Source organism: Streptomyces sp. SCA2-17 (assembly GCF_044336695.1).
This window is the reverse complement of record NZ_CP117521.1, coordinates 7,064,696-7,085,705: the sequence shown is the minus strand read 5'-3', so window position 1 is coordinate 7,085,705 and position 21,010 is coordinate 7,064,696. Positions and strand designations below refer to the sequence as shown.

Here is a 21,010-nt window from a genome sequence, read left to right as displayed (position 1 = left end):
AAGCCGTCTCCCAGGGCCTCGTCCCCCACGGTCACTGACACCAGCGCCCACGACAAGGGCGAGCCGGTAACAGAGCAGTGATCACAGTGTCAGCCTCCGGGCAGTGTCAGCAGCCGCCCCACGCAGGGCAGCTCACGAGGGCGCCCATGACAGGCGCGCCGGAAGAGACGCTAAAGCCGACTCCCCCGACAAGAGTCCCGTCGATCACCCGGGCAGGTGACAGAGACCCATTCCGCCACGTCCACATGAACTCATGTGCTATTAGGTGCTGACGATGTACCTGATGGCGGACAGTCGCTCGGCCGCACCGGAGTGCCGTGCTTGCTCTGGCGGTAGGGGCTTCGGTGATCCGTTCCGAGGAGGAGTGCGTGCTCTTCATTGTGCTGGAAGCGGGTGGACGGCCGCCGCGTGGACGCGGTCGGAGAGCTTGCTTCCTGGAAGCGGTTCCCAGGGATGATGACGACTACCTGACGCTGTACCGGCTGTGGTTCAGCGACGGCAGCGGGGCAGTCGAGGAGCTGGGGCTGGTCAAAATCGGCTATGCCGATCTTGTGCGGGATGAACGGCCCCTCATTCAGGAGCAGTTCCCTCAGCTTGCCGGACTGGACCTGCGGCTGTACTGGTTCTCGGTGGGGCAGGATGCCGTCTACTACGACAACATCAGCAGGCTCGGCGCCTCGGCGCGGGTGGAGATCCTTGAGGGGCTGTGCGACATCGCGTTCAGCTCTGCCGTCTTCGATGACGCAGCATTCTGGGACGTGACGCAGACGTCATTGCTGCGCAACGTCGAACCACAGACGGTCGAGGTCCAGTTCCGACGTATCGCGCGAGGCGGGTCCCGGCTGACGGCATATCATTTCGACTATGTGGCACCTGCGGACACCGCAACGCACGCAGGACAGCTGTCATTCTCGATCATGCCGCACTCCCGGCCGCCGACCAACATCCATGTGCTGATCGGCCGCAACGGCGTGGGCAAGACAACGCTTCTGGGCAATATCAGCGAGGCAGTGGTGAACCCGGGTGCGAAAGCCGACGACGTTGGCAAGATCGTCTGGGCCGGTAGCGGCAGCCGACCGTTTACCAACGTCGTGTTTGTCACGTTCAGTGCCTTCGACCCCGCCCGAGAAGCTGCTGAGGCAGAAGCCGGGGTGGATGAGGAAGGAAACCCACAGGTTAAGGGCTGGGATGAAGACAAGGACCTTCCTGGCGATCAGATGCCTCCGGCCGACCCTGTCGAGGCGGCCGTTTCATACACTTATGTGGGCCTATCCACGGTCGACGCTTTCGGACGTCCCACCGGGGAACGCAAGTCATACGACGACCTGAGCGAGGAGTTCAGCAAGAGCATCCAGGAGGTCCACGCCGCCGGGCGGGTCGGCCGCTGGATATCCGCGCTGAACGTGCTGGGCAGCGATCCACACTTCTACGAGTCCCCCGTCCACTCCTTCGCCCGGTCCCTGCAGGACCGCACGGGCTTTCGTGAACTGGACGCGAGACAGGCAAGGGAAATCTTCTCCAGTCTCAGTTCGGGGCACGCCATTGTGTTGCTAACGATCACGCGGCTGGTGGAGACCGTCGCCGAGCAGTCCCTTGTGCTCCTGGACGAGCCCGAGGCACACCTGCACCCACCGCTGCTCGCATCCTTCGTGAGAGCCCTGTCAGGCCTGCTGACTGACCGCAACGGCGTCGCACTGATCGGCACCCACTCCCCGGTGGTCCTGCAGGAGATTCCCCGTTCATGCGTATGGAAGATCAGCCGCTGGGACCGCCATCCGCCGGAGCGGCCTGCTTTGGAGACCTACGGAGAAAACGTCGGGGTCCTCACCCACGAGATCTTCGGCCTGGAAGCGACCCAGTCCGGCTTCCACGCCGAGATCAGCAAGACCGTCGAGGAGCTGGGATCTTACGACCAGGTTTTGGCCCGCTTCGAAGGAAAGATCGGCGGGGAAGCGAAGGGATTGGTCCGGATCCTCCTGGCGTACCAGGCATCGGACAGGGATCGCTGATGTGGCCGCTGGACCCGCCAGCGCTCTCGGCCCGGGACAGCTATGACGCGTGCGTGCGCGGCACCAGAGACCCGCAGCGGCGCAGTCTACTGCAGGCTGCCGGGGACAGCGTAGAAGCCGCAAGCGAGCGTTTCCGGCAGGCTGCCTGGAACGCCACCCTGCACGACCTGGACACCTCAGAGTTCAACGTGCCGGGCGTCTCAGCCGGCGACGCTGTGCGATGGGCCTACGAAAATGGCATGGTCAACACCCGCGACGGACGTGCCGTCTACAACCGGATCATGGCCGCTCCCCCGGACGAGCGATGCCCCCTGTGCGGCCATGGCGTGGTCCGCACCCTGGACCATTTCCTGCCCAAGAGGATGTTCCCCGCACTGTGCGTGGATCCTCTGAACCTGGTGCCCGCCTGCGCCGACTGCAATCACGCCAAGGGCGAAGGCCTGCCCACGGGCGCCGAGACCACACCACTGCACCCCTACCTTGACCGCATCGACCACGACCCCTGGCTGGAGGCGAGGATCACAGACAGCAGCCCCGTGTGGCTCGACTTCTTCGTCAGCCCCCCGCCCGCGTGGGAGCAGGTCCTCATCGAGCGCACCCGCCATCACTTCGAACTGTTCGGGCTGGCCAGACTCTTCGCCGTCCAGGCCAACCGCACCGTGAGCAACATCCGTCGGCAGCTCACCGAGATGCTGGACGCTGGAGGCAAGGACATGGTCCGCGTCTACCTGTCAGGCGAAGCGGAAACACGCCTCGCTCACCGGCTCAACGGCTGGGAAGGCGTGACCTACCGATCCCTGGCACGCGACGACACGTTCTGCAGCGGCGCGTTCGCCCTATGACCATCCCACCATGCCCTGCGCCCCGATGGGATCGAACCGTCCCGGGAAACCGCATCCTCTGATGTCTCAGACAGAAGGAGACTCGGAAAAAGCAACACCGACTGATACGGCTTCATGACACCAAATAATTCGGCCCCCTACCACCATGATCAACCAAGCAAATAGTCGCTGACCAGCGGAAAGTACATCTCCCATCAGTGACACCCAAAGCCGAACACCTCAGTGACAGCTTCCCCGAACCTCACACCCCGGTGTTCGGGCCCGTAGCGTTCAAGCTGACCCTGTCCGAGGCCGTCAGCCGCGGACTCGTCGCGCCGTACCAGGTCGTGTGCGCCGACATCACCGACCCCGAACTCCACGAGGCGCACCAAGTTGCTGGCCCCGGAGCAGACGCGGTGCGCGGGGCACGATTGGCGGCGCTGCAGGCCGGGGTCCTGACCGCGGCGGCACAGGAGGGGCTGCGGAAGGTTCTGGCCTTCCACAGCAAGGTCAGCGAGGCAGAGGCCATGGCCGCCGGAGTCGTCGACGTCGCCGAGCGGCTCTGGGAGGACGATCCCCGGCGGTACCCGGTGCCGGAGCGTGTGTGGGCCGACTGGCTGTGCGGCGAGCACGCCCCCGGCCACCGGCGAGCCGTGCTGGACGAGTTCGCCTCCGACGTCATCGAGGATGAAGACGGGCTGCGGCCAGCCGCTCTGCGTGTACTGAGTTCCGTGAAGGTGCTCGGTGAAGGGGTCGACACAGCGAATTGCGATTCCGTCGCCTTTTGCGATGCGCGTGGGTCGATGATCGACATCGTGCAAATGGTCGGCCGTGCACTCCGCATGAAACCCGGCGAGGGGAAGATCGCGTCACTGATCGTTCCGGTATTCCTCGCACCGGGTGAAAGTCCGGACGAAATACTTACCTCTCCGGCCTACAGCACCCTCGCGAAGATCCTGGAAGCGCTCCGTGCGCACGACACCGACACCATCGAAGCCCTCGCCGACCCCCGCGTGCGCAGCGGCAGCTACAAGCCCGGGGAGGAGGAGGCCGCCGGGGCCGGTGAAGGCGGCCAGGAACGGCCGGAAGGCGAGCGGGGGCCGAGTACGCCCGCGCGGGAACTGCTGAAGTTCAGCACGCCCCGGGACCCGGCCCTGCTGGCCCGGTTCGTGAAACTGCGGGTCATCGAGCCCGAGAACGCCTTCTGGCGGCGCGGCATCGAGGCGTGCATGCGGTACGTGAAGGAGACCGGCGCGGAGCAGCTGCGGGTGCCGTACGACTTTGTCACCCCGCCGGAGTGGTCGCCCGCGGGGTTCCCGCTGGGCACGTGGCTGGCCGATCAGCGGCGCTTCAACAAGGCCGGACGCCTGGCCCCGGACCGGGCCGCCGAGCTGAACAGGCTCGGCATGGTCTGGTCCCACCAGGACATCGCCTTCGATGAAGGACTCGCCGCCGCCCACGCCTGGGCGAAGGAGCACGGGCACTTCCTGCCGCCCGCCACCGCCGTCTGGGACGGATACCCCGTCGGGACCTGGGCCAAGAACATGCGCACCGCAGCCCGGCTCGCGGACACCATCGCCGAACGCCGCGCAGCCGGCCTCCCCGTCGAATCCAGCGCCAAAGCCCTCACCCAGGCACGACGCGAAGCGCTCGACGAGATCGACCCAGGCTGGTGCCCAGTGTGGGATGCCGGATGGCAGCGCTGCTTCCGCCTCGCACAAGCACACGCCGAAGGCGGCGGGACGGTCCCCACGGTGCCGGGTGAAGTGATCGTGCAGGGCGAAGACCTCGGCCGCTGGGCCCAGGCCTCCCGCCTCGGCTGGGACAGCCTCATGCCCGTCCAGCAATGGATGCTCGAGAACGTCCTCGGCCTCACCCCGGCCGAAGAACACGAACGACCCGTGAAACGCACGCAGGAAGACAAGTGGGCCCTCAACCTCCGGGCGGCACGGCAGTTCCACGCCCGCGAAGGGCACCTCAACGTCCCAAGGAAGCACATCGAGCACCTCGAGCCGGAAGGCGGGCCGACAGGCCCTCAGGGCGGCGCCGGGGAGCCTGTAGCCATCAAGCTCGGCATGGCCCTCGACAACATCAGAAAGCGGGCCGACAAGCTCACCGCACAACGCCGCACAGACCTCAACGCACTCGGCATGCGCTGGACCAGCACCGCATCCAGCAGGAGCCCTCAGTAGGGACGGCCCGGAATGGCTCGGAGCCGGGGCTCCGGCAGCACTTGCCGATTGACGACGTTAGCCCCATCACCGGATGGGCCGATAAGCCGTTAACTTCGTTGTGCAGGATACCGGGTGGGGCGGAGCGAAGGCGGGGCGGCCCGATGTCGAGTTGGTGGATGTGCTGTTCCTGGGTGCGGGCGGGGCGCTGCAGTGCTCGAGGTGGTCGACGGCCGCTCCAGAGATGGCCTTCGAGCGCTGTCCGCCACTGAAGCCGTTCCCGACCCGCGGAGGCAAGCGGCTGGCGCCGGGATGGTGGTGGTCAGTGACTACCGGACGGCTGGTGCACTACGGGTCCGCAGCGATGCGACTGCACGTGATGCTGCTTGATCGTGACCCGCGCGTCAGCGCCCTGGCCGCCCGACCGCTGGAGTTGCGGTGGCATGAGCGGGACGGGGTGCGCACGCATGCTCCTCAGCTGATGATCCAGCTGGTCGATGGCCAGAGGATGCTGGCCGACTGCACCGCCAGGCCGGAGCTTTCACAGCATCAGCGGTCCCTCGCAGCGGTGGTCGGAGAGATCTGTGCGGCAGTGGGCTGGCGGTACCGGGTACTCGGGCCCGTGGACCCGGTCTACCGGCGCAACATGACCTGGCTGGCCGGATACCGGCACCCGCGGCACCACGGCGGGCATCAGCTGGCCGGGGCGCTGCAGGAGGCATTCGCCGAACGCGCACCGCTGTCGGAAGGTGTGCAGCGGATCGGGGATCCGCTGGTGGTACTTCCCGCACTGTTCCACGCGCTGTGGGCGGGACAGCTTGCGGCGGACCTGGGCGCGCCGATGCATGAGCGGATGCCGGTATGGGCGGGATGAGAGCAGGTGGCAGAGTGTCTGGCGGACCGGTGTTGGAGCTGGGGAGCCGGGTCCGGTTCGAGGGGCGCATTTGGACTGTGGCTGCTTTGTCGGCCAGTCAGGTGCGGCTCATCGCCGAGGACGGTGAGATGGCGGCGGTTCTGCTGTCGCTGCTGTTCGCCGATGCGGGGTTCGAAGTCCTTGATGCGCCCGCGGCGCCCAGAGTGCCGCCGCTGGGATTGCTGGAGTCGTTGCCCCAGGCAGTGCGGGAACGGGCGCTTGCGTGGGAACGGCATGTGCGGGAGGTGGAGACGGGGCGGCCGGACGGATGCGGCGCCGCGGGTGTGCCGCGGGCGGAGTACGACCCGCAGGCGCGGACGTTGGCGCAGCGGGAGGAGGCGAAGGCGGGAGAGCTGTCGGCGGCGGGGATGCCGACCAGTGCGGTGACGGTGCGACGGATGCGGGCCCGTTACCGCCGGGAGGGGGTCTGGGGGCTGGTGGACCACCGGGCCACACGGCCGCGGACGGTGGTGGGTCGTGCGGACGAGCGGGTGGTGACTGCGGTGCAGGATGTGCTGGAGGCAGGGCGTGAACGCTCCAGCGGGACGCTGGGACGGCTTCGGACGTACACCGAGCGACTGCTGGCCGAGCGGTACGGAGAAGGGGCGGTGCCGCTTCCCTCAAGCACGACGTTCAACCGGCTGGTGCATGCCCTGGCCGACGGGCGGGGGCTGCTGGGCAGTGCACGGCAGCGCCGGTGGCGTTCGGCGCGGCCGGCTCCGCCGTTCGTGCCGACGACGGTGATGGCTCCCGGTGAGCTGGTGATGATGGACAGCACCGTGCTGGACGCTTTCGTGGTACTGGACGACGGGGTGGTGGAGCGTCCGGAGCTGACCATCGCGCTGGATGTGGCGACCCGCAGCATCTGCGCGGCCGTGCTGCGGCCGAAAGGAACCCGCAGCGTGGATGCGGCGCAGTTGCTGGCCCAGATGATGGTGCCTGCACCGATGCGGCCCACCTGGCCCGAGGCACTGGAGATGCAGCAGTCCGTGATCCCCTACGAGCGGCTGACGAACATGGATGCCCGGCTGGAAGGGGCCGCGGCGCGGCCAGTGATCACACCGCAGACCATCGTGGTTGACCAGGGCAACGTGTTCATCTCGTCCTCCTTCATCGCCGCATGCGAGTCACTGGGTATTTCCGTACAGCCCGCTCCGCCGGGCAACGGGCCGGCCAAGGGCCACGTGGAGCGCACCTTCTCCTCGATCAAAACGCTGTTCGTGCAGCATGTCGCCGGCTACACGGGCGCGTACACCGGTGAACGCGGGCAGTGTGCACAAGGCGAAGCGGTGTGGACGCTGGCCCAACTCGCGGACATGCTTGATGAGTGGATCATCTGCGGATGGCAGGAGCGTGAGCACGACGGGCTGCGGCACCCGATGATGCCCCGCTGTGTGCTGTCGCCGAACGAGATGTGGGCCGCGCTGGTGCCCGTGTGCGGGTACGTGCCGGTGCCACTGGGGCGCGAGGACTACATCGAGCTGATGCCCGTCAAGCGGCAGAAGATCAACGACTACGGCATCCGCATCGACTACCGCACCTACGACCACAAGGTCCTCAACCCCTACCGCGGCGAACGCTCGCCAGCGGCGGACGGGCTGTGGGAAATCCACTACAATCCGCACGCTCCCGGCCAGGTCTGGGTACGCCTGCCGATGCCTGACCAGCCGCGCGGGTATGGGTGGGAGGCGGTGCCGTGGATCCACCACACCCTGGTCAGCGCCCCGTTCACCGACTTCACCTGGCAGCACATCCGCCGCACCATCGTCCGGCGCGCAGACCGCGCCGGGCACGAACATGACCTGGCGCTGGCTCTGCGCGAGCTGCTGGAACGCGCCGCCGCCGGACACGGCAGCCGCCGGGAGAAAATCGTCGCTGCCCGCGCCCACACCGCCGGCAGCGGTGAGGAGGTGTGGGGGATCCTGTACGGCCGGCGGCCTGAGGCAGAAGCCGCCGAGCCCGACGAGGACGTCTTCGACGACAACGAGGACGACGAGGAACTGCTGGCCGATGACGGCGCCTTGGGATTCCGGCCCGCCGAACACGCACAGCAGAGCAGTTCCGCAACGCCCTCAGCGCAGGAAACCGGAATGCCTGCACCGCGACGCCCCCAGGTCACGGTCTACGACCCCTTCGAGGAATCCCTGCAATGGTGAGCCCGCTCTCGAACGACGCCGTCGGCTTCGCCCCGCTGGCCCCTTCCACTATCTGGCAGGGATGGGATGCCTTCGTCCGGCACGCCCCAGCACCCGTACGCGAGGCCGCCGATCCTGCCTGGTCACAGGCGGAGCGCGAGGACTACCACTCCGAACTCGCCGTCATGCGCACGCCGGCCATGGACAGTGTGTTCACCGCCGTACGCCGACTCCTGCTGGTCAACCGCCGCCAGCAGGCCGGCGCCCGCCGCGGCCTGATCATCTCCGGTCCGGCCACGACTGGGAAGACCACGACGATGATGGCGCTCGGGCGTTCCTTCCAGCTGGCCGATGCACGCCAGCACCCCGGCCACGACGACAGGAGACCGGTGCTGTTCATCAGCGTGCCGCCAGCCGCCACCCCGAAGATGCTCGTCAGCGAGTTCGCCCGGTTCCTCGGCATGCCCATCACCGAACGCCTCAACCAGACCCAGATCACCAGCGCCGTCTGCGACCTGCTGTGCGAGCTGAGCACCCAGCTGGTCCTCATCGACGACGTCCACCTCCTGGACACCCAGCGGCGCGCCGGAGCGGAAACCTCCGACCAGCTGAAGTACCTCGGCGAACGCATCCCGGCCACCTTCGTGTACTCCGCGATCGACATCGAGACCTCATCGCTGCTCAGCGGAGTGCGCGGGGCGCAGATCGCCGGCCGTTTCAAGATCTTCCGCCACCGGCCGCTGGCGTATGCGACCGGGCAGGACCGGGCCGTCTGGAACGACCTCGTGCGGGCCATGGAAAACCTGCTACGGCTGCGTGCGCACCGGCCCGGAACCCTGGTCAAGCACGCCGCCTACCTCCATACCCGGACCGCGGGACGGATCGGCAGCCTCTCCCACCTCATCCGCGAAGCTGCCCTGATCGCCATCACCGAGGGCACCGAACGGATCACCAAGCAGCTGCTGAGCGAGGTGGAACTCGACGCAGCCGCCGAAGCCCAGGCCCGGCCGACGGCCCGGGCCGCACGGCGGACGTAACGGCATCCGGCGTGGTACACCGGCCCAGCACGACGGCACACGGCCCAACGCCCGGGAGGGGGCGGGCCGAACGCGTGTCAGCACCGTCCGGCGGGGTGGTACCCGCCATGGCCGGCGGCGCGGCAGGACGGGTGTCTCCGCTGCGCGGAGAGCTGACTCTGTCGTTCCTGGCCAGGCTCGCCGCCCGCTACCACCTCGGAATCCGCGACCTGCTCGCTGCCGTCACCGACGTCGGCGGCCTGCAGAACCTCACCGGAACGCTGTACCCGGACAGCGAGATCCACCTCAACTCCCCAGCGCGTGCCCGGATCGCCGGACTCTGCCGCGTACCCGAGCAGGTCCTGGAAAGGGCACTGCCCGCATGGGCGCGGGAAGAGCCGTGCGGCAAATACGGAGCCGGTCCGGTCGGGCGGCTGATGCGCGGCGAGGAAGCCGTCGAATCCTGGGGCCCGGCCTGCCCCGCATGCACAGCCGCCCGCACCGGGCGCCGGATGCCCGCACGCCGGTACCTGGCACCCGAGCAGCGTGTCTGTACACGCCACCAGTACTGGCTCATGTTCCTGCCCGGCACCGGCGGCCTGCCCGTCCCCCTTGGCCTGTGCCCGGAGGTCATCAAGGCTCAGCGGCGGCATATCCGGCTGCTGCGCCGCTCCCCCGCCGCCGCCCAGGCCTTCGCGGTCGCGCGCGCCGTCACCGGCTCCTGGTGGGAAGAGCCCTGGCCCGTCGAGGAACGGCTGTGGCCGGCCCGCCTTGAGGCCACGCGTCCCGACGACGCTCATCCCGGCTGGTGGAAGGTGGCGGCCCGCGACCTGATCACCTACCCCGAAACCATTGCTGTGGCCCGGGTACTGGCAAGCCGCCACTGGCAGCAGCGCGTCGTCGCACAAGCCGGAGGTCATCTCCCCTATCGCCTCGGTGAGATGCCCGCGCTGCTGGCCGAACTCGCACGCCGACTCCAGCGGCCCTGGATCACCCGTCACCTCGCCACCGATACCCACGGGCCGCTGTTCGCCTGGGCCCACTCCTGCGTACGCACCCGCGGCGCCTCCGAACCCGCGGCGCAGCACATGCTGTGGAAGGTCCACTCACCGCACCGGCCCCGCCCCCTCAGTGACCTCCTGGCCTCGCAGGGCTCACCCGTCGACAGCGGACAACAGCCGGCTCTGCGCGCCGTCAAGCGGCTGCGCGGCTACAGCCTCCAGGCCGAGCGCTCCTTCTCGAAAGGGCTGGGCCACGCCCGCATCTATCACCGGCAGCACGGGCACTTGGCCGTGCCCAAAGAAGCCGCACCAGACGGGTACCCGCTTGGTCAGTGGATCGCCAACCTGCGCACCCGGCACACCAGAATGCCCGCCCATCAAGTTGCTGCTTTGAGCGCCATCTACCCCTGGTGGAACGCCCCATGGAGCACTCTGTGGCAGCGCACCTGGCACCACGCCCGTACCCACACCCAGACCCACGGCCCGCTCGAGCCGACCCACGGCTTCCCCGCCACCGACTACAGCCTGGGCGAATGGCTGTACCTGCAGTGCACCCGCTACAGCGAGCTCCACCCCGGACAACAACGTCTCCTCGCCGAGATCGGCATCGACGCCCACGAGGCGGCCACGGCACGGCCACGACGCCGCAACGTGAAAGCCGGCGAGGAAGAAGCACTCGGCCACGCCCGTTCCCCCGCCGCCGAGCACGGAGACCTCGCCTCCGTCAGCGTAACCTCCATGCACCACGGATACCCGCTGGGCCGGTGGCTCGCCGGCCGACGAAGCCAGCAAGGACGCAGCGCCTTGGCGCACCACCGGGCACAGGCCCTCAATGACATCGACCCGTGGTGGTGCCCGCCCTGGCACCTGAACTGGCAGCGCAGCTACTACCGCGCCCGCAATGCCGCAAACGACCGGCTCCTGCGCCCCGACACCGGCTTCAGCGACCTTGACGACTCCCTCACCAGGCGATGGCTGCGGCGCCAGTGCAGCACGTACGACCAGCTCAACCCGGAGCAGCAGCGACTCCTCGCCGAGATCGGTATCACCTCCGAGGCGGCCCGCGCAGCCCGGGAACACGCATGCACGGCTCCGAAAGCACCGGCTGCCGCCCCGGTTCCGGGGGCAAAAGACAAGACCAGCCATGCCAGAAGGGCTGCAGATCCCTCAACTCCCACCGGTCCGCGTCGCGCACAGCGTACCGCCGAGCCGAAGCGTCCCCGCGAACCCCGCAGCCGCTTCGGCCACCGCCCCGGCCTGAGGCCGGGCTTCGAGACGGCCCTGGCACACGCCCGGGCCTGGCACGCCGAACACGGCCATCTCGCGGCTCCCCGTGACACCCGGCACGACGGCCATCCTCTGGGCATGTGGCTGTTCAGCCAACGCAACCGCGCCAAACAACGCGCCCGAGCCGGACAGCCGCCCTCACCCCACCTGAGCGAGCTCGCCGCGATCGACCCCTGGTGGAACCCGCCGTGGGACCTGCACTGGCAGCGCAACTACTACCGCGCCCGCGACCACGTCCAAGCAGGCCGCCCCTTCGACCCTGCCGCCCGCATCCCCGCACCGAGCACCGCCCTGGGCAGCTGGACCACCCGCGCCTGCTTGCAGTACCACCGACTCCACCCAGACCAGCAGCACCTGCTGAACGCCATCGGCATCACCGCTCAGACAGCCGGACAGTGGCCGCCCAGCCCCCGCCCCCGGCCGCACGCCGAAGCCCTCACGCACGCCCGTACCTGGGCCAGCGAACACGGCCACCTCTGCCCGCCGATCAAAACCGTCCACGACGGCTTCCCCCTCGGCGAATGGCTCAACCGACAGCGCGAACTCGCGAAGAAACGCAGCGGCCCCTCCCCAACCCAGCAGACACTGGCCACGATCGACCCCTGGTGGAACCCTCCCTGGCCCATCCTGTGGCAACGCGCCTACCACCACGCACACACCCACCCCCACCACCCCACAACCCACCACTGGCTGAACAAGCAACACCACACCTGGCCCCTCCTCCACCCCGACCAACAACACCTCCTCACCACAGCCGGCCTCACCTCGCCCAGCTGAGAACAGGCAAACCGCCGACACGCCCGGAGGCAGGAGCAGCCCCGGCAACTCCGCCCAACAGGCACCGGGACGCTCGCCCCTGGGGCCCCAGTGCTGGTGGTCCGGTCAGTACGCCGTGGCCCTTGCCACGTACCTGTGGTGAAGCCGCTGGAGAAGAGCCCGGGTGTGCTGCGTGAGCGGGCGGTGCTGTGTCTCGTCGATGACCAGCGCCATCAGATAGTGGTCGGGGCTGTTGCGTGCGGCATCGACCAACGTGGAAGCCCGGAGGTTGGGCCAGTACCGGCCATGGGCGAAGCCTGACGCGGCACGCCAGCCGGCGGTGACCTCGCGGGCCCGCAGGCCAGCGTCACAGGCCGCCTCCTCGATGATCTTCCCCGCTTCTGGTTTGTTGAGTGAAGAGACAGGGAGACCAAGGGACAGCGCGAGGTCAGCTATCTCCTGACGACGCTCGCGTCCGGTCTTTCCGCCCGGGCCAGGCACATGGTCCGTGTCCTCCTCGTGCTGGGCACGGTTGCGCATATCCTCACGCCACAGGGCCAGGGCCCGGCGGCGTCGCTCAGTGCGATCGTTACCGCCCAAGAGCCAGACAGCCGTAGCGAAGTTCTCCAGAGCCCCGCGCATCAGGGTCCACGGACTTTGCGGATCGACCTCCCCTGCCAACACCAGCCTGCGCAGCGCGTCGGCGTGCGCCACCCCGGCGCTGTAGGAGTTGCGGATGAGCGTCGACGCCGCGTACATACCCAGCGGTGCATCGTCAGCCGCGAGGCTGCTCGAAGGCTGCGGTGCCGGCAGTTGCTGGTACGCACCATCCCCGCGCAGGTTCTCCACATCCCCAAACAGCGGCTGCAGGTACGAGGCATCGAATCCTGACCTTGTCATGCCCGGCAGCGTACGGCCGACCACTGACACCCGAAGAGAAGAGAACGGACCAGCATGCATCCCCACAGCACCTCGCGCGCCGCGGTCCGCAACGCCCCTCATCACGTGAAGACACCCACAGCTGCCCGGTCACCCGCTAGACGAACACGCATACCAACGATCACTGAGCCTGATCGCCGCTCAAGATAGATGACAACAACTGACCACTCGACCAATTACCCGACAAAGGCCCAGCTCAGAACAACGCCGGATCCCACCGCCACGCCGCTTCAGCGATTCCCCCGAACCCAGGCCTGCTGACCACGCCACACACCAAACTGATCACCCAAGCTCAGACCAGCAGGCTCTGATCAGAAAAACCACCTCTGGACACTGGATGCACTGCGAAAACTCGGCATCGACTGGGCATAACCGACGCTGACCCGCCGCGGCACCGAGGCCCCGGGCATCATGCCCGGGGCCGTCGTGCTGTCAGCACTCGTTCCGGGCTTGAAGCGGATGCATCGTGATCCTGGCGTGCTGAAGGGTGGGCCTGGGCGTAGGCCTCGATGTCGCTCGGGACTGCAACGTGCGGGGTTTGCCCCATCTGCGGGCCGTCTTCTCCCAAGCACAGAGTCACGAAGCAAAGTTCTCAAGAGTCTGCGTCCAGACTGTCAATGCTTCTGATCTGAACAGGCAACAGTTCTAAGCTCCGAATAGTGATCTGCCTGCGGGTTTGGGCGTATAGATGTTTCCTACCATCAAGTGTTCACATGGTTTCCGATAAGACGAGCTGGGCGGATGGCCAGCCCGGCGGCCGCACCCGAAACCGACACCCGCCCCATGCGCAGCGGGGCGCATAGTTGGCGACGTGAACACCGAACTGACCGTGCTCCAGCGGGACAAGGCCGTGGGCCAGGACGACACGATACGGATGCTGCTGGGCGAGTCCAAGCGCTACGGCCGTGCCGTGCCGATCCGGCGCGCCTTCATCCAGGACGCCGACCCCGGCCCCCGCCTGGTCACGCGGCCCGGCCCGTTCCCCAAGCTGCTGCGCAGTCCCGGGCGGCTGGACCTCTTGCTGCTGATCCACTGTGTCGCCGCGCGCGCCGACTGGAGCGTCACCCGTCGCTCCGAGACCTGGGGGCGCGCCGCGGGGATCTCGTTCGCCACCGACGGCACGGCGAGCGCCGCGGTCTCCCGGCACCTGGCCAAGCTGAGAGGCTGTTGTCTTTCCGAGTCTGACGACTGCGTTTCAGCTGGTCAGGGGCAGGGCGGTGTTCGTGTGGGAGTGATGGATCGTCGTTTCGTCGCTCCTGTGGAGGTCGTGGATGCCGTCGGTTGTCGGACTGCTGGAACAGCACGAGCTTGCCGCCCGTCGTCGTGTGGACGGGCTGCGTGAGGAAGCCGACCGCATCCAGGCCGAGCTCGCGACGGCCGAGCAGGAGTGGCTGGAGTGGACGATCGCCCGCGAGCGTGTGGGTGCGGTGCTGTCCGCGCAGGGCGGGAGTTCAGCCGACGTGGTGGGCAGCGACCTGCCGGGCGGCGCCGGGACGGAAGCCGGGGTGAAGGCGTCAGTGCCCGTGGCGGCGAGGACGAAGTCGCAGGTTCCGGTGTGGCGCGAGGGGGTGGACGCGTCGGGACTGTCGGCGGACTACCAGCGCATCCTGGCCGTGCTCGCGGATCGGGTCCGTCTCGGTCAGGGCCCGCTGACCTGCCAGGAGATGGCCTCCGCCTTCGGCATGGACGTGGTGCCGGCCAAGGTGGAGGCACTGCGGTCGAAGGCGAAACGCCTGGTCGCGCGGGGCTGGCTGGCCGAACCTGCGCCGGGCCGGTTCACGCTCGCGCCGAATGTGAACGGGCCAGGCGGCGGGTCATGACCATGGTCATCGACCAGTAGACCATCGCCTCGGCGCTGGTCGTGCGGCGTTCGAAGTCGCGCACCAGACGGCGGCTTCGCATCAGGTGCGCGAAGAGCCGCTCGACGATCCACCGCTTGGGCAGCACCACGAAACCTCGCATGTCGTCACTGCGCTTGACGATCGCCAGGACCAGGGCGAGCGTGGCCAGGCAGTGCTCGACGAGGCTGCCGGTGTAGCCTCCGTCGGCCCAGACGAGTTCCAGCCGGTGGTGGGGGTCGGCCACCTGGGCGAGCAGCACCTTCGCGGCGGCGCGGTCGCCGACATCCGCGCTCGTGACCATCACGCCCAGCAACAGGCCGAGAGTGTCGACCACGACATGCCGCTTGCGCCCGTTGACCAGTTTCCCGCCGTCGAAGCCGCGGCTGTCGGCGCCGACCACGGCGTCCGCCTTGACGGACTGCGAGTCGATCACGCCGGCCGTCGGCTCCGCATCCCTCCCCGCCTCCTGGCGGACCCTGCCGCGCAGCCGGTCGTGGAACTCCCTGACCAGCACATGGTCGCGCCAGCGGCGGAAGAACGCGTAGACCCGGTCCCACGGCGGGAAGTCAGCCGGCATCGCCCGCCACTTGATCCCGTTGTCCACCAGATAGTGGATCGCGTCCAGCATCGCCCGGTGACAGTACGCCTCCGGCTGCCCGCCCCGGCCCCGCAGCCAGCCCGGCACCGGCAGCAGCGGCCGGACGGCCGACCACTCCTCGTCCGTCATGTCCGAGGGATAACGCGGCTGCCGGGCCTCGTGATCGGCAGCGTTTCCGAACCGGTGAGCCAAGCAGTCACACTCCAGGGCGACCGAGCTGGACGACCCACCCAACAACACGGAACACTGCGGCACCAGGGCCTCCTGATGTTGCTCGGTGATTCGACACCAACGAGCTGTTCAGGAGGCCCCACCCACATGCGCCGAGCACCCCGCGACCACCCGATCGGGACTCCCGTTCGACGGACATCCTTCAAGATCGGAAAGACAACAGCCTCTAACTGGTGCGGGGCATCACGGTCCCCTGCGAGGTGTTGGTGCTTCTATCAGCCATCGTCGCGGATGCACACCGCGTAGACGGTCAGGCCGAGTTTCGGAGCGATGGCTACGTACCAGCCGCTGCCGTCCTCCAGGGGACGGTTGTCCATGGTCGTGACCATGACCGACTCCCCGCCCATGGGTTCGAGGCTGTAGCCACCGCCGGTGACGATGTAGCCGGGAGGAACCTTCACCTCTACCTCCCCGTGGCCTTTAGCAGTGACGATCTTCTGGTCCAGGCCGGAGGCGTTCTTTCCGCCCAGGGTGGCGTGCGCGGTATCACGGACCTGACCTGCGGTCTTGACCGCTTTGTCGACGATTCCCATGAGATGCTTTCCGGTAGTTCGGGTGAGGTGCTTCCCCATATACCCTGCCTAACGAGCTCGTGCATGGTTGGTGGTGCGGCGCCGGGGCTTGATCCCTGATCATGTTCGTGTGGTGGGGTCTCGTGCAGCGATCATCAGCGACCGGAGGATCACAGGGCTGTCGGCCGATGTGATCGTCGAACTCGTCGCCGAGGTGGGTCCGTTATGGCACGAACGGCATCAGGCCGGACTGGCGTCCAGGCCGCGGAAGCGGGCGGTCGGGGCTGGCGCGAAGCACCGGTTGGTCTTCATCGACCGGCTGCTGGCCACCCTCGTTCACCTTCGTCATGGTGCCACTCACGACGTGCTGGCCTGCTGGTTCGGCGTTGACCGCTCCACGATCACCCGGGCGATCGGCGAAGTGCGGCCCTGCTCGCAGCCCGCGGCTGCACCATCGCCACCGGCATCCGGCTCCGCACCCTCGCCGAGGTCATCGGTCACCTCGGCGCCAGCGGGAAGACCGGGATCATCGACGGAACCGAGATCCGGGTCCGCAGGCCCGCCGTCGGTCGCAAGGACCGGGAGAAGTTCATCTCCGGCAAGAACAAGCAGAACGCGGTCAAGGCCATGGTCCTCACCGATGCCAGCGGCAGGCTCCTGTTCTGTAGTCCAGCCCAGCCGGCAAGCTATGCCGACATCACCCACGCCCGACAGTTGGGCCTGGTCAAGCACCTGGATGGCAGCCCAGCGGCCGTGTCGTGACACCACCGCACCGCAAGTTCAAGAAGAACCCACCGGACTGGTGCGAGCGCGCGATATGCGGCCAATCTGCTCGGTGCTCGAGTGGTGTTCCTGGACGGTGAGACGCTGTTGTCTTTCCGAGTCTGACGGCTGTGTTTTAGCTGGTCAGGGGTAGGGGTGGCGTTGGTGTGGGAGTGATGGGGTGTCGTTTCGTCGCTCTCGTGGAGGTCGTCGATGCCGTCGGTTGTCGGACTGCTGGAACAGCACGAGCTTGCCGCCACTCCTCGCGGACCCGGCCGCGCAGCCGGTCGTGGAACTCCCTGACCAGCACGTGGTCACGCCAACGGCGGAAGAACGCATAGACCCGGTCCCACGGCGGGAAGTCGACCGGCATCGCCCGCCACTTGATCCCGTTGTCCACCAGATAGCGGATCGCATCCAGTATCGCCCGGTGGCAGTACGCCTCCGGCTGCCCACCCCGACCTCGCATCCAGCCCGGCACCGGCAGCAGCGGCCGAACCACAGACCACTCCACGTCCGTCATGTCCGAGGGATACCGCCGAACACGCTCCGGATGGTCGGCCGCATTCCCGAACCGGTGAGCGACACAATCACACGGCAGAGCAACCGAGTTGAACTCCACCGGCGCGAGCACGTACAAATGCGGCAACAGGGTCTCCTGGATCTCGGTCGGCTTCGCAACCCCGAGCTACCAAGAGGCCCTGCCTTCATGCCCGCAGCCGGCCGCGATCACCCGAACGAGACTCCCGTTCGACGCCCACCCCTCACGATCGGAACGACAACAGCTACTGAAGGACCTGAAGCTGATCAGCACAGCGCCGGACGGCCGGATGACCCGCATCACCAAGCTGCTCGAGGACGGCTCCGGGAACCCGTACACGCGGCCGTCGGGCAACGCTGAGGGCTCCCGCAAGGACATCTACTTCAAGGTTCCTTTCGAGTACTGGGAGCAGGGCTACTACAGGTCCCTGGACATCCCAGCCAAGGCGATGCTGTTCATTCTCATGAGTCAACGCAGCCGGTCCTTCGTCCTGCACAAGGCTAGGGAGTACGCGCTCTGGTACGGGGTCTCCCAGTCGACAGTCGGGCGCGGCATCGAGGAGCTGAAGGCGAAGGGGCTGCTGTACAAGTTCCTGTCCGAGCAGTACCTGGACGGCTCCTCCCGCTTCGGCCAGAGCAAGCGTGTGCGCTGGGCCCTCGCCGCGCCGTTCGACCTGAATGTCAACAAGCAGGAACTCGAGGCAGCAGAGGCCGTGTGGACCCCTGAGGGCATCGCCCTCACCGCGCTGAGGCTCGGCTCCCGTATCCCCGTGCTCTCGGGGGCTGCAGCCCCGCGATGAACACCGCCGGGGACGCCACGGCGTCCCCGGCCCTACGACTCCCGGCCCGACAGGGTTGGGCGCGGCGCAGGCTGCCGCCCTGCAAAGGGCGACGGCCCCCTGTTCCAGCAGGGAGCCGCCTATGTGAAGAAACCAACAGCCCGCTCCACTGAGGAGGAACCATCAGTACCGACATCGAGCCTACGGGCACCGTCCAGCCGGCGTCGACCCGGCACCGCCAGTCCAAGACGCTGGGCCACAGCCGCCGTCTACGCGCCCTCATCCGGTCGGCGAGCCACGGCGTCGTCCGTGGCTCGGCAAGCACCCTGGGCGCCAGTGCCACGGGATGGCTCATCTGGTGGGTCCAGCAGCGCTGAGCCAGCGCATTCCTGCTGATCCGTTGACGGTCCCGACCTTAGGGCGGGACCGTCAACGGATCCTCTAAGGCGGCCCCTCGCTCGCCGCGCCCCACCGACCGGTGAACTCCTTCAGGGCGCGGCGCTGCTGTTCCTCGCGGGCGATCTGCCGCGCGAGGATGTCGTGTCCCCCGCTCCCTCGGACGACACGGGGGCCACTCCGACGCCGGCTGACCCGTCGCCAGGTGGGCCTGGGCCCCGAACCGGCGCGCGGTTCGGGCCCAACTGCGTGCGGACGATCACAGCTCAATGCCGATCCGCTCCACGTCGGAGCAGCTGGACGCGTTGCGAAAACTCGGCATGGAATGGACATAACCGACCACTGAGGCGGACCGGCCGTTGAACCGACCGGGCACCCGCAGCAAAGCGGCGCCAGAGCCCCCAGGCCGTACGGCAGCGCTCGGGGCCTCATGCGCAGCGGGGCCTCCGTAGTCATCCGACCGCTGAGCGGGCCTCCTGTGTCGCCTCCACCAGGTCGGGCCGCGCACCGTTCGCAGGGTGAACAACCCGGACCAGGCCCAGCTCGTGCAGGCGGAGCTGCGCCCTGTACAAGCCGAACTGCTTGTGCGTCCATGCCTCACGGCGATGGTCGTCCTCTGCGGCCTCGACAGGGAAATCCGGAGGATAAATGTCGTGGAAGAAGTCGGACATGGCAACAGGCCGTCCGGCCTCCAAGACCCGGAGTAGCAGCGCGTGCTCGTCATCGCTGAGAGACATGACTCCACCCTAGACCGGCCGGCCCCAGAAGGACCGCCGCCGACCAGCACCTCGACGCCGTGCGGTCGTTCCGATAGCAGGACCGACGACGCCGATCCGGCGTCAGGCCCGCTCCCGGGTCCGGGGAGCGGCGTCCTTGGTGCGGGAGCAGAGGTCTCCTACGGGGCAGGCGTCGCATCCCTTGTTGTCCAGCCATCCGCTGGCACGGACCGCGGCGAACAGCTCTTCGATATGGTCCAGTCCGTTTGTGTCGTCGAACTGAGCGAAGTATCGAGGGTCAGGCTCCTTAGAGGCTGCCAGGCAGCCTCGCATGTACACGAGGGCGCCGAACTCTTCGACAGACAGTTCGTGCTGGGCCTGGTTCGGGATACAGGCCTTGGGCACGGTCTCGGCTTCCGGGGCGTCCTGGAAGATCCACTTCCCACCCGGCGCGTCCGGGCGGCGTGCTACGACGCGCAGCAGCGGAGTGTCGTGGTGCATCTCGACCAGCAGCATGCCGTGCGCATGGAGCCGGTGCAGGGACCCCCGAACATCGCTTTCACCCGACGCCACGTCGTGTCGGCCGGTGCGCACGGCGACGATGCGGTCGGCGAGGCAGGTGTTGGCCAGAGCGCTTGGCGCACCTCCGCGACGCAACCCAATTGGAATGCGCACTGCACGACGACGCACTCCGCCTCGCGGCCACAGTCCCCGGCGTCCGGCTTCCCGAGACGGCCGGGCGTCTGGCCATCGATATCGCCGATCTACGCGAACAGATCTCGGCGTTCACCCCGACCTGCGACTGACGCTGCTCCAGCATCACGGCGTCGACACGCTCGCCATGGACCGCTTCCAGAGCCTGTCCGGCGGGGCACAGACCTGGGCGGGCGTCATCGAGACGGTGCGGCGATGGAGTGCCGGTGTTCGTCGAAGCTCCACCGCCTGCGCCACCTGCCTTGTGTGCTGGCACAGGTGCACTGAACGGCGGGTCAGCCGGCTGCTGCCTCTGCCATGAGGCGGGCCCGCCCTTCGGCACGCGGTTCGGCCTTCCAGCCAGGCAGGAGCGCCGATAGCATCGGGTCGCTTTCGATCTTCTGCTGGGTGAGCCGCATGCCTTCGTCGATGAGCGCGTTCCACTTCTCTGTGGCCAGCGCGACGCGGCAGGGCAAGTCCTTGATGATCTTCTCGTCCACGGTCAGGTAATTCGACGCCCGCCTCCCGGCCCCACGGGCCGTAGGCACGTAGGCGTCGGCGCCAGCCTGGTCAGGAAGCAGGGAGATGAGGACCGCATCCCCGGCCTCGGCGATCCTTCGTGCCGCCGTGTGGGCTGCCGAGACCTCCACCTTGTAGGGATCTCGTCCCAGCACCTCGATCACGGTCCTGCGGATACTGACTGTGTCCCGAGCGGCCAACGCGTTCTGCAGGGCCAGGCGGAAGGTCTCCGTCATCGATGTCATGACCGCGATTGTCACGACTGGCCGGCCCGGGACCGTGCACTTGGGGGAGGCGCCCGGGGTGCGTTCCCCCGTACGGCAGATACGTAGGGGCGTCGACACCGACGGTTTGCCGGAAGATCGTGCGACTAGC

At 67.8% G+C, this 21,010-nt stretch carries 18 protein-coding genes; 11 read left to right on the top strand and 7 right to left on the bottom strand.

From position 1 onward, the window contains the following. The first annotated feature begins 368 nt into the window (after positions 1–368). The 7 genes from PS271_RS31280 (at position 369) to PS271_RS31250 (ending at position 12,130) form a co-directional block, all read left to right on the top strand. Positions 369–2,009, top strand: a complete 1,641-nt coding sequence (locus tag PS271_RS31280) for an AAA family ATPase (protein WP_398386585.1) — start codon at positions 369–371, stop codon at positions 2,007–2,009. Next, the gene (locus PS271_RS31275) at positions 2,009–2,851 is read left to right on the top strand and encodes an HNH endonuclease (RefSeq protein WP_398386584.1); all 843 of its coding nucleotides are present in this window, start codon (positions 2,009–2,011) and stop codon (positions 2,849–2,851) included. Before PS271_RS31280 ends, PS271_RS31275 begins: the two co-directional genes overlap by 1 nt. 410 nt (positions 2,852–3,261) lie before the next feature. Next, a complete protein-coding gene (locus PS271_RS31270) occupies positions 3,262–5,022 on the top strand; it encodes a helicase associated domain-containing protein (RefSeq protein WP_398386583.1) in 1,761 nt (586 codons plus the stop codon). 154 nt (positions 5,023–5,176) lie between these two features. Then, entirely contained in the window at positions 5,177–5,875 is a 699-nt protein-coding gene (locus PS271_RS31265; protein WP_398387136.1) for a TnsA-like heteromeric transposase endonuclease subunit, read from the top strand. A gap of 77 nt (positions 5,876–5,952) precedes the next feature. Beyond that, positions 5,953–8,070, top strand: a complete 2,118-nt coding sequence (locus tag PS271_RS31260) for a TnsB C-terminal domain-containing protein (protein WP_398386581.1) — start codon at positions 5,953–5,955, stop codon at positions 8,068–8,070. Continuing rightward, entirely contained in the window at positions 8,064–9,086 is a 1,023-nt protein-coding gene (locus PS271_RS31255) for a TniB family NTP-binding protein (protein ID WP_398386579.1), read from the top strand. The genes PS271_RS31260 and PS271_RS31255 overlap by 7 nt, the downstream gene beginning before the upstream one ends. Before the next feature lie 74 nt (positions 9,087–9,160). Next, positions 9,161–12,130 carry a Helicase associated domain protein gene (locus PS271_RS31250; protein ID WP_398386578.1) on the top strand — a complete coding sequence of 990 codons (2,970 nt, stop codon included), beginning with the start codon at positions 9,161–9,163 and terminating at the stop codon, positions 12,128–12,130. 105 nt (positions 12,131–12,235) lie between these two features. Here the strand turns inward: PS271_RS31250 and PS271_RS31245 are convergent, their stop codons facing one another. After that, positions 12,236–13,069, bottom strand: a complete 834-nt coding sequence (locus PS271_RS31245) for a hypothetical protein (protein WP_398386577.1) — start codon at positions 13,067–13,069, stop codon at positions 12,236–12,238. Between the two features lie 790 nt (positions 13,070–13,859). Here PS271_RS31245 and PS271_RS31240 point away from each other — a divergent pair. Further along, positions 13,860–14,390, top strand: coding sequence for a hypothetical protein (locus PS271_RS31240; RefSeq protein ID WP_398386575.1), 531 nt, complete (start codon positions 13,860–13,862; stop codon positions 14,388–14,390). Beyond that, the gene (locus PS271_RS31235; RefSeq protein WP_398386574.1) at positions 14,320–14,868 is read left to right on the top strand and encodes a hypothetical protein; all 549 of its coding nucleotides are present in this window, start codon (positions 14,320–14,322) and stop codon (positions 14,866–14,868) included. The genes PS271_RS31240 and PS271_RS31235 overlap by 71 nt, the downstream gene beginning before the upstream one ends. On the opposite strand, the gene PS271_RS31230 is transcribed toward PS271_RS31235, so the two are convergent. After that, positions 14,825–15,616 (bottom strand): IS5 family transposase, encoded by a 792-nt coding sequence (locus tag PS271_RS31230; RefSeq protein ID WP_398386572.1) that lies wholly within the window; start codon positions 15,614–15,616, stop codon positions 14,825–14,827. The two genes, PS271_RS31235 and PS271_RS31230, sit on opposite strands and share 44 nt — an antisense overlap. 317 nt (positions 15,617–15,933) lie before the next feature. Continuing rightward, positions 15,934–16,290, bottom strand: a complete 357-nt coding sequence (locus PS271_RS31225; RefSeq protein ID WP_398386571.1) for a hypothetical protein — start codon at positions 16,288–16,290, stop codon at positions 15,934–15,936. A gap of 31 nt (positions 16,291–16,321) precedes the next feature. Here PS271_RS31225 and PS271_RS31400 point away from each other — a divergent pair, with 31 nt between their 5' ends. Then, complete coding sequence (locus PS271_RS31400; RefSeq protein WP_495656776.1) at positions 16,322–17,146, top strand: helix-turn-helix domain-containing protein; 825 nt, start codon at positions 16,322–16,324, stop codon at positions 17,144–17,146. Here the strand turns inward: PS271_RS31400 and PS271_RS31210 are convergent. Continuing rightward, positions 17,129–17,515, bottom strand: a complete 387-nt coding sequence (locus PS271_RS31210) for a transposase (protein ID WP_398386570.1) — start codon at positions 17,513–17,515, stop codon at positions 17,129–17,131. The genes PS271_RS31400 and PS271_RS31210 overlap by 18 nt on opposite strands. An 88-nt stretch (positions 17,516–17,603) precedes the next feature. Between PS271_RS31210 and PS271_RS31205 the strand changes: the two genes are divergently transcribed. Next, complete coding sequence (locus PS271_RS31205) at positions 17,604–18,332, top strand: hypothetical protein (RefSeq protein WP_398386568.1); 729 nt, start codon at positions 17,604–17,606, stop codon at positions 18,330–18,332. A gap of 827 nt (positions 18,333–19,159) precedes the next feature. Here the strand turns inward: PS271_RS31205 and PS271_RS31200 are convergent. The 3 genes from PS271_RS31200 to PS271_RS31190 all read right to left on the bottom strand — a co-directional run bounded on the left by PS271_RS31200 (position 19,160) and on the right by PS271_RS31190 (position 20,880). Then, a complete protein-coding gene (locus tag PS271_RS31200) occupies positions 19,160–19,444 on the bottom strand; it encodes a hypothetical protein (protein ID WP_398386567.1) in 285 nt (94 codons plus the stop codon). Between the two features lie 102 nt (positions 19,445–19,546). After that, positions 19,547–19,939, bottom strand: coding sequence for a hypothetical protein (locus PS271_RS31195; protein ID WP_398386566.1), 393 nt, complete (start codon positions 19,937–19,939; stop codon positions 19,547–19,549). 473 nt (positions 19,940–20,412) lie between these two features. Beyond that, entirely contained in the window at positions 20,413–20,880 is a 468-nt protein-coding gene (locus PS271_RS31190) for a hypothetical protein (protein ID WP_398386565.1), read from the bottom strand. Positions 20,881–21,010 lie beyond the last annotated feature (130 nt).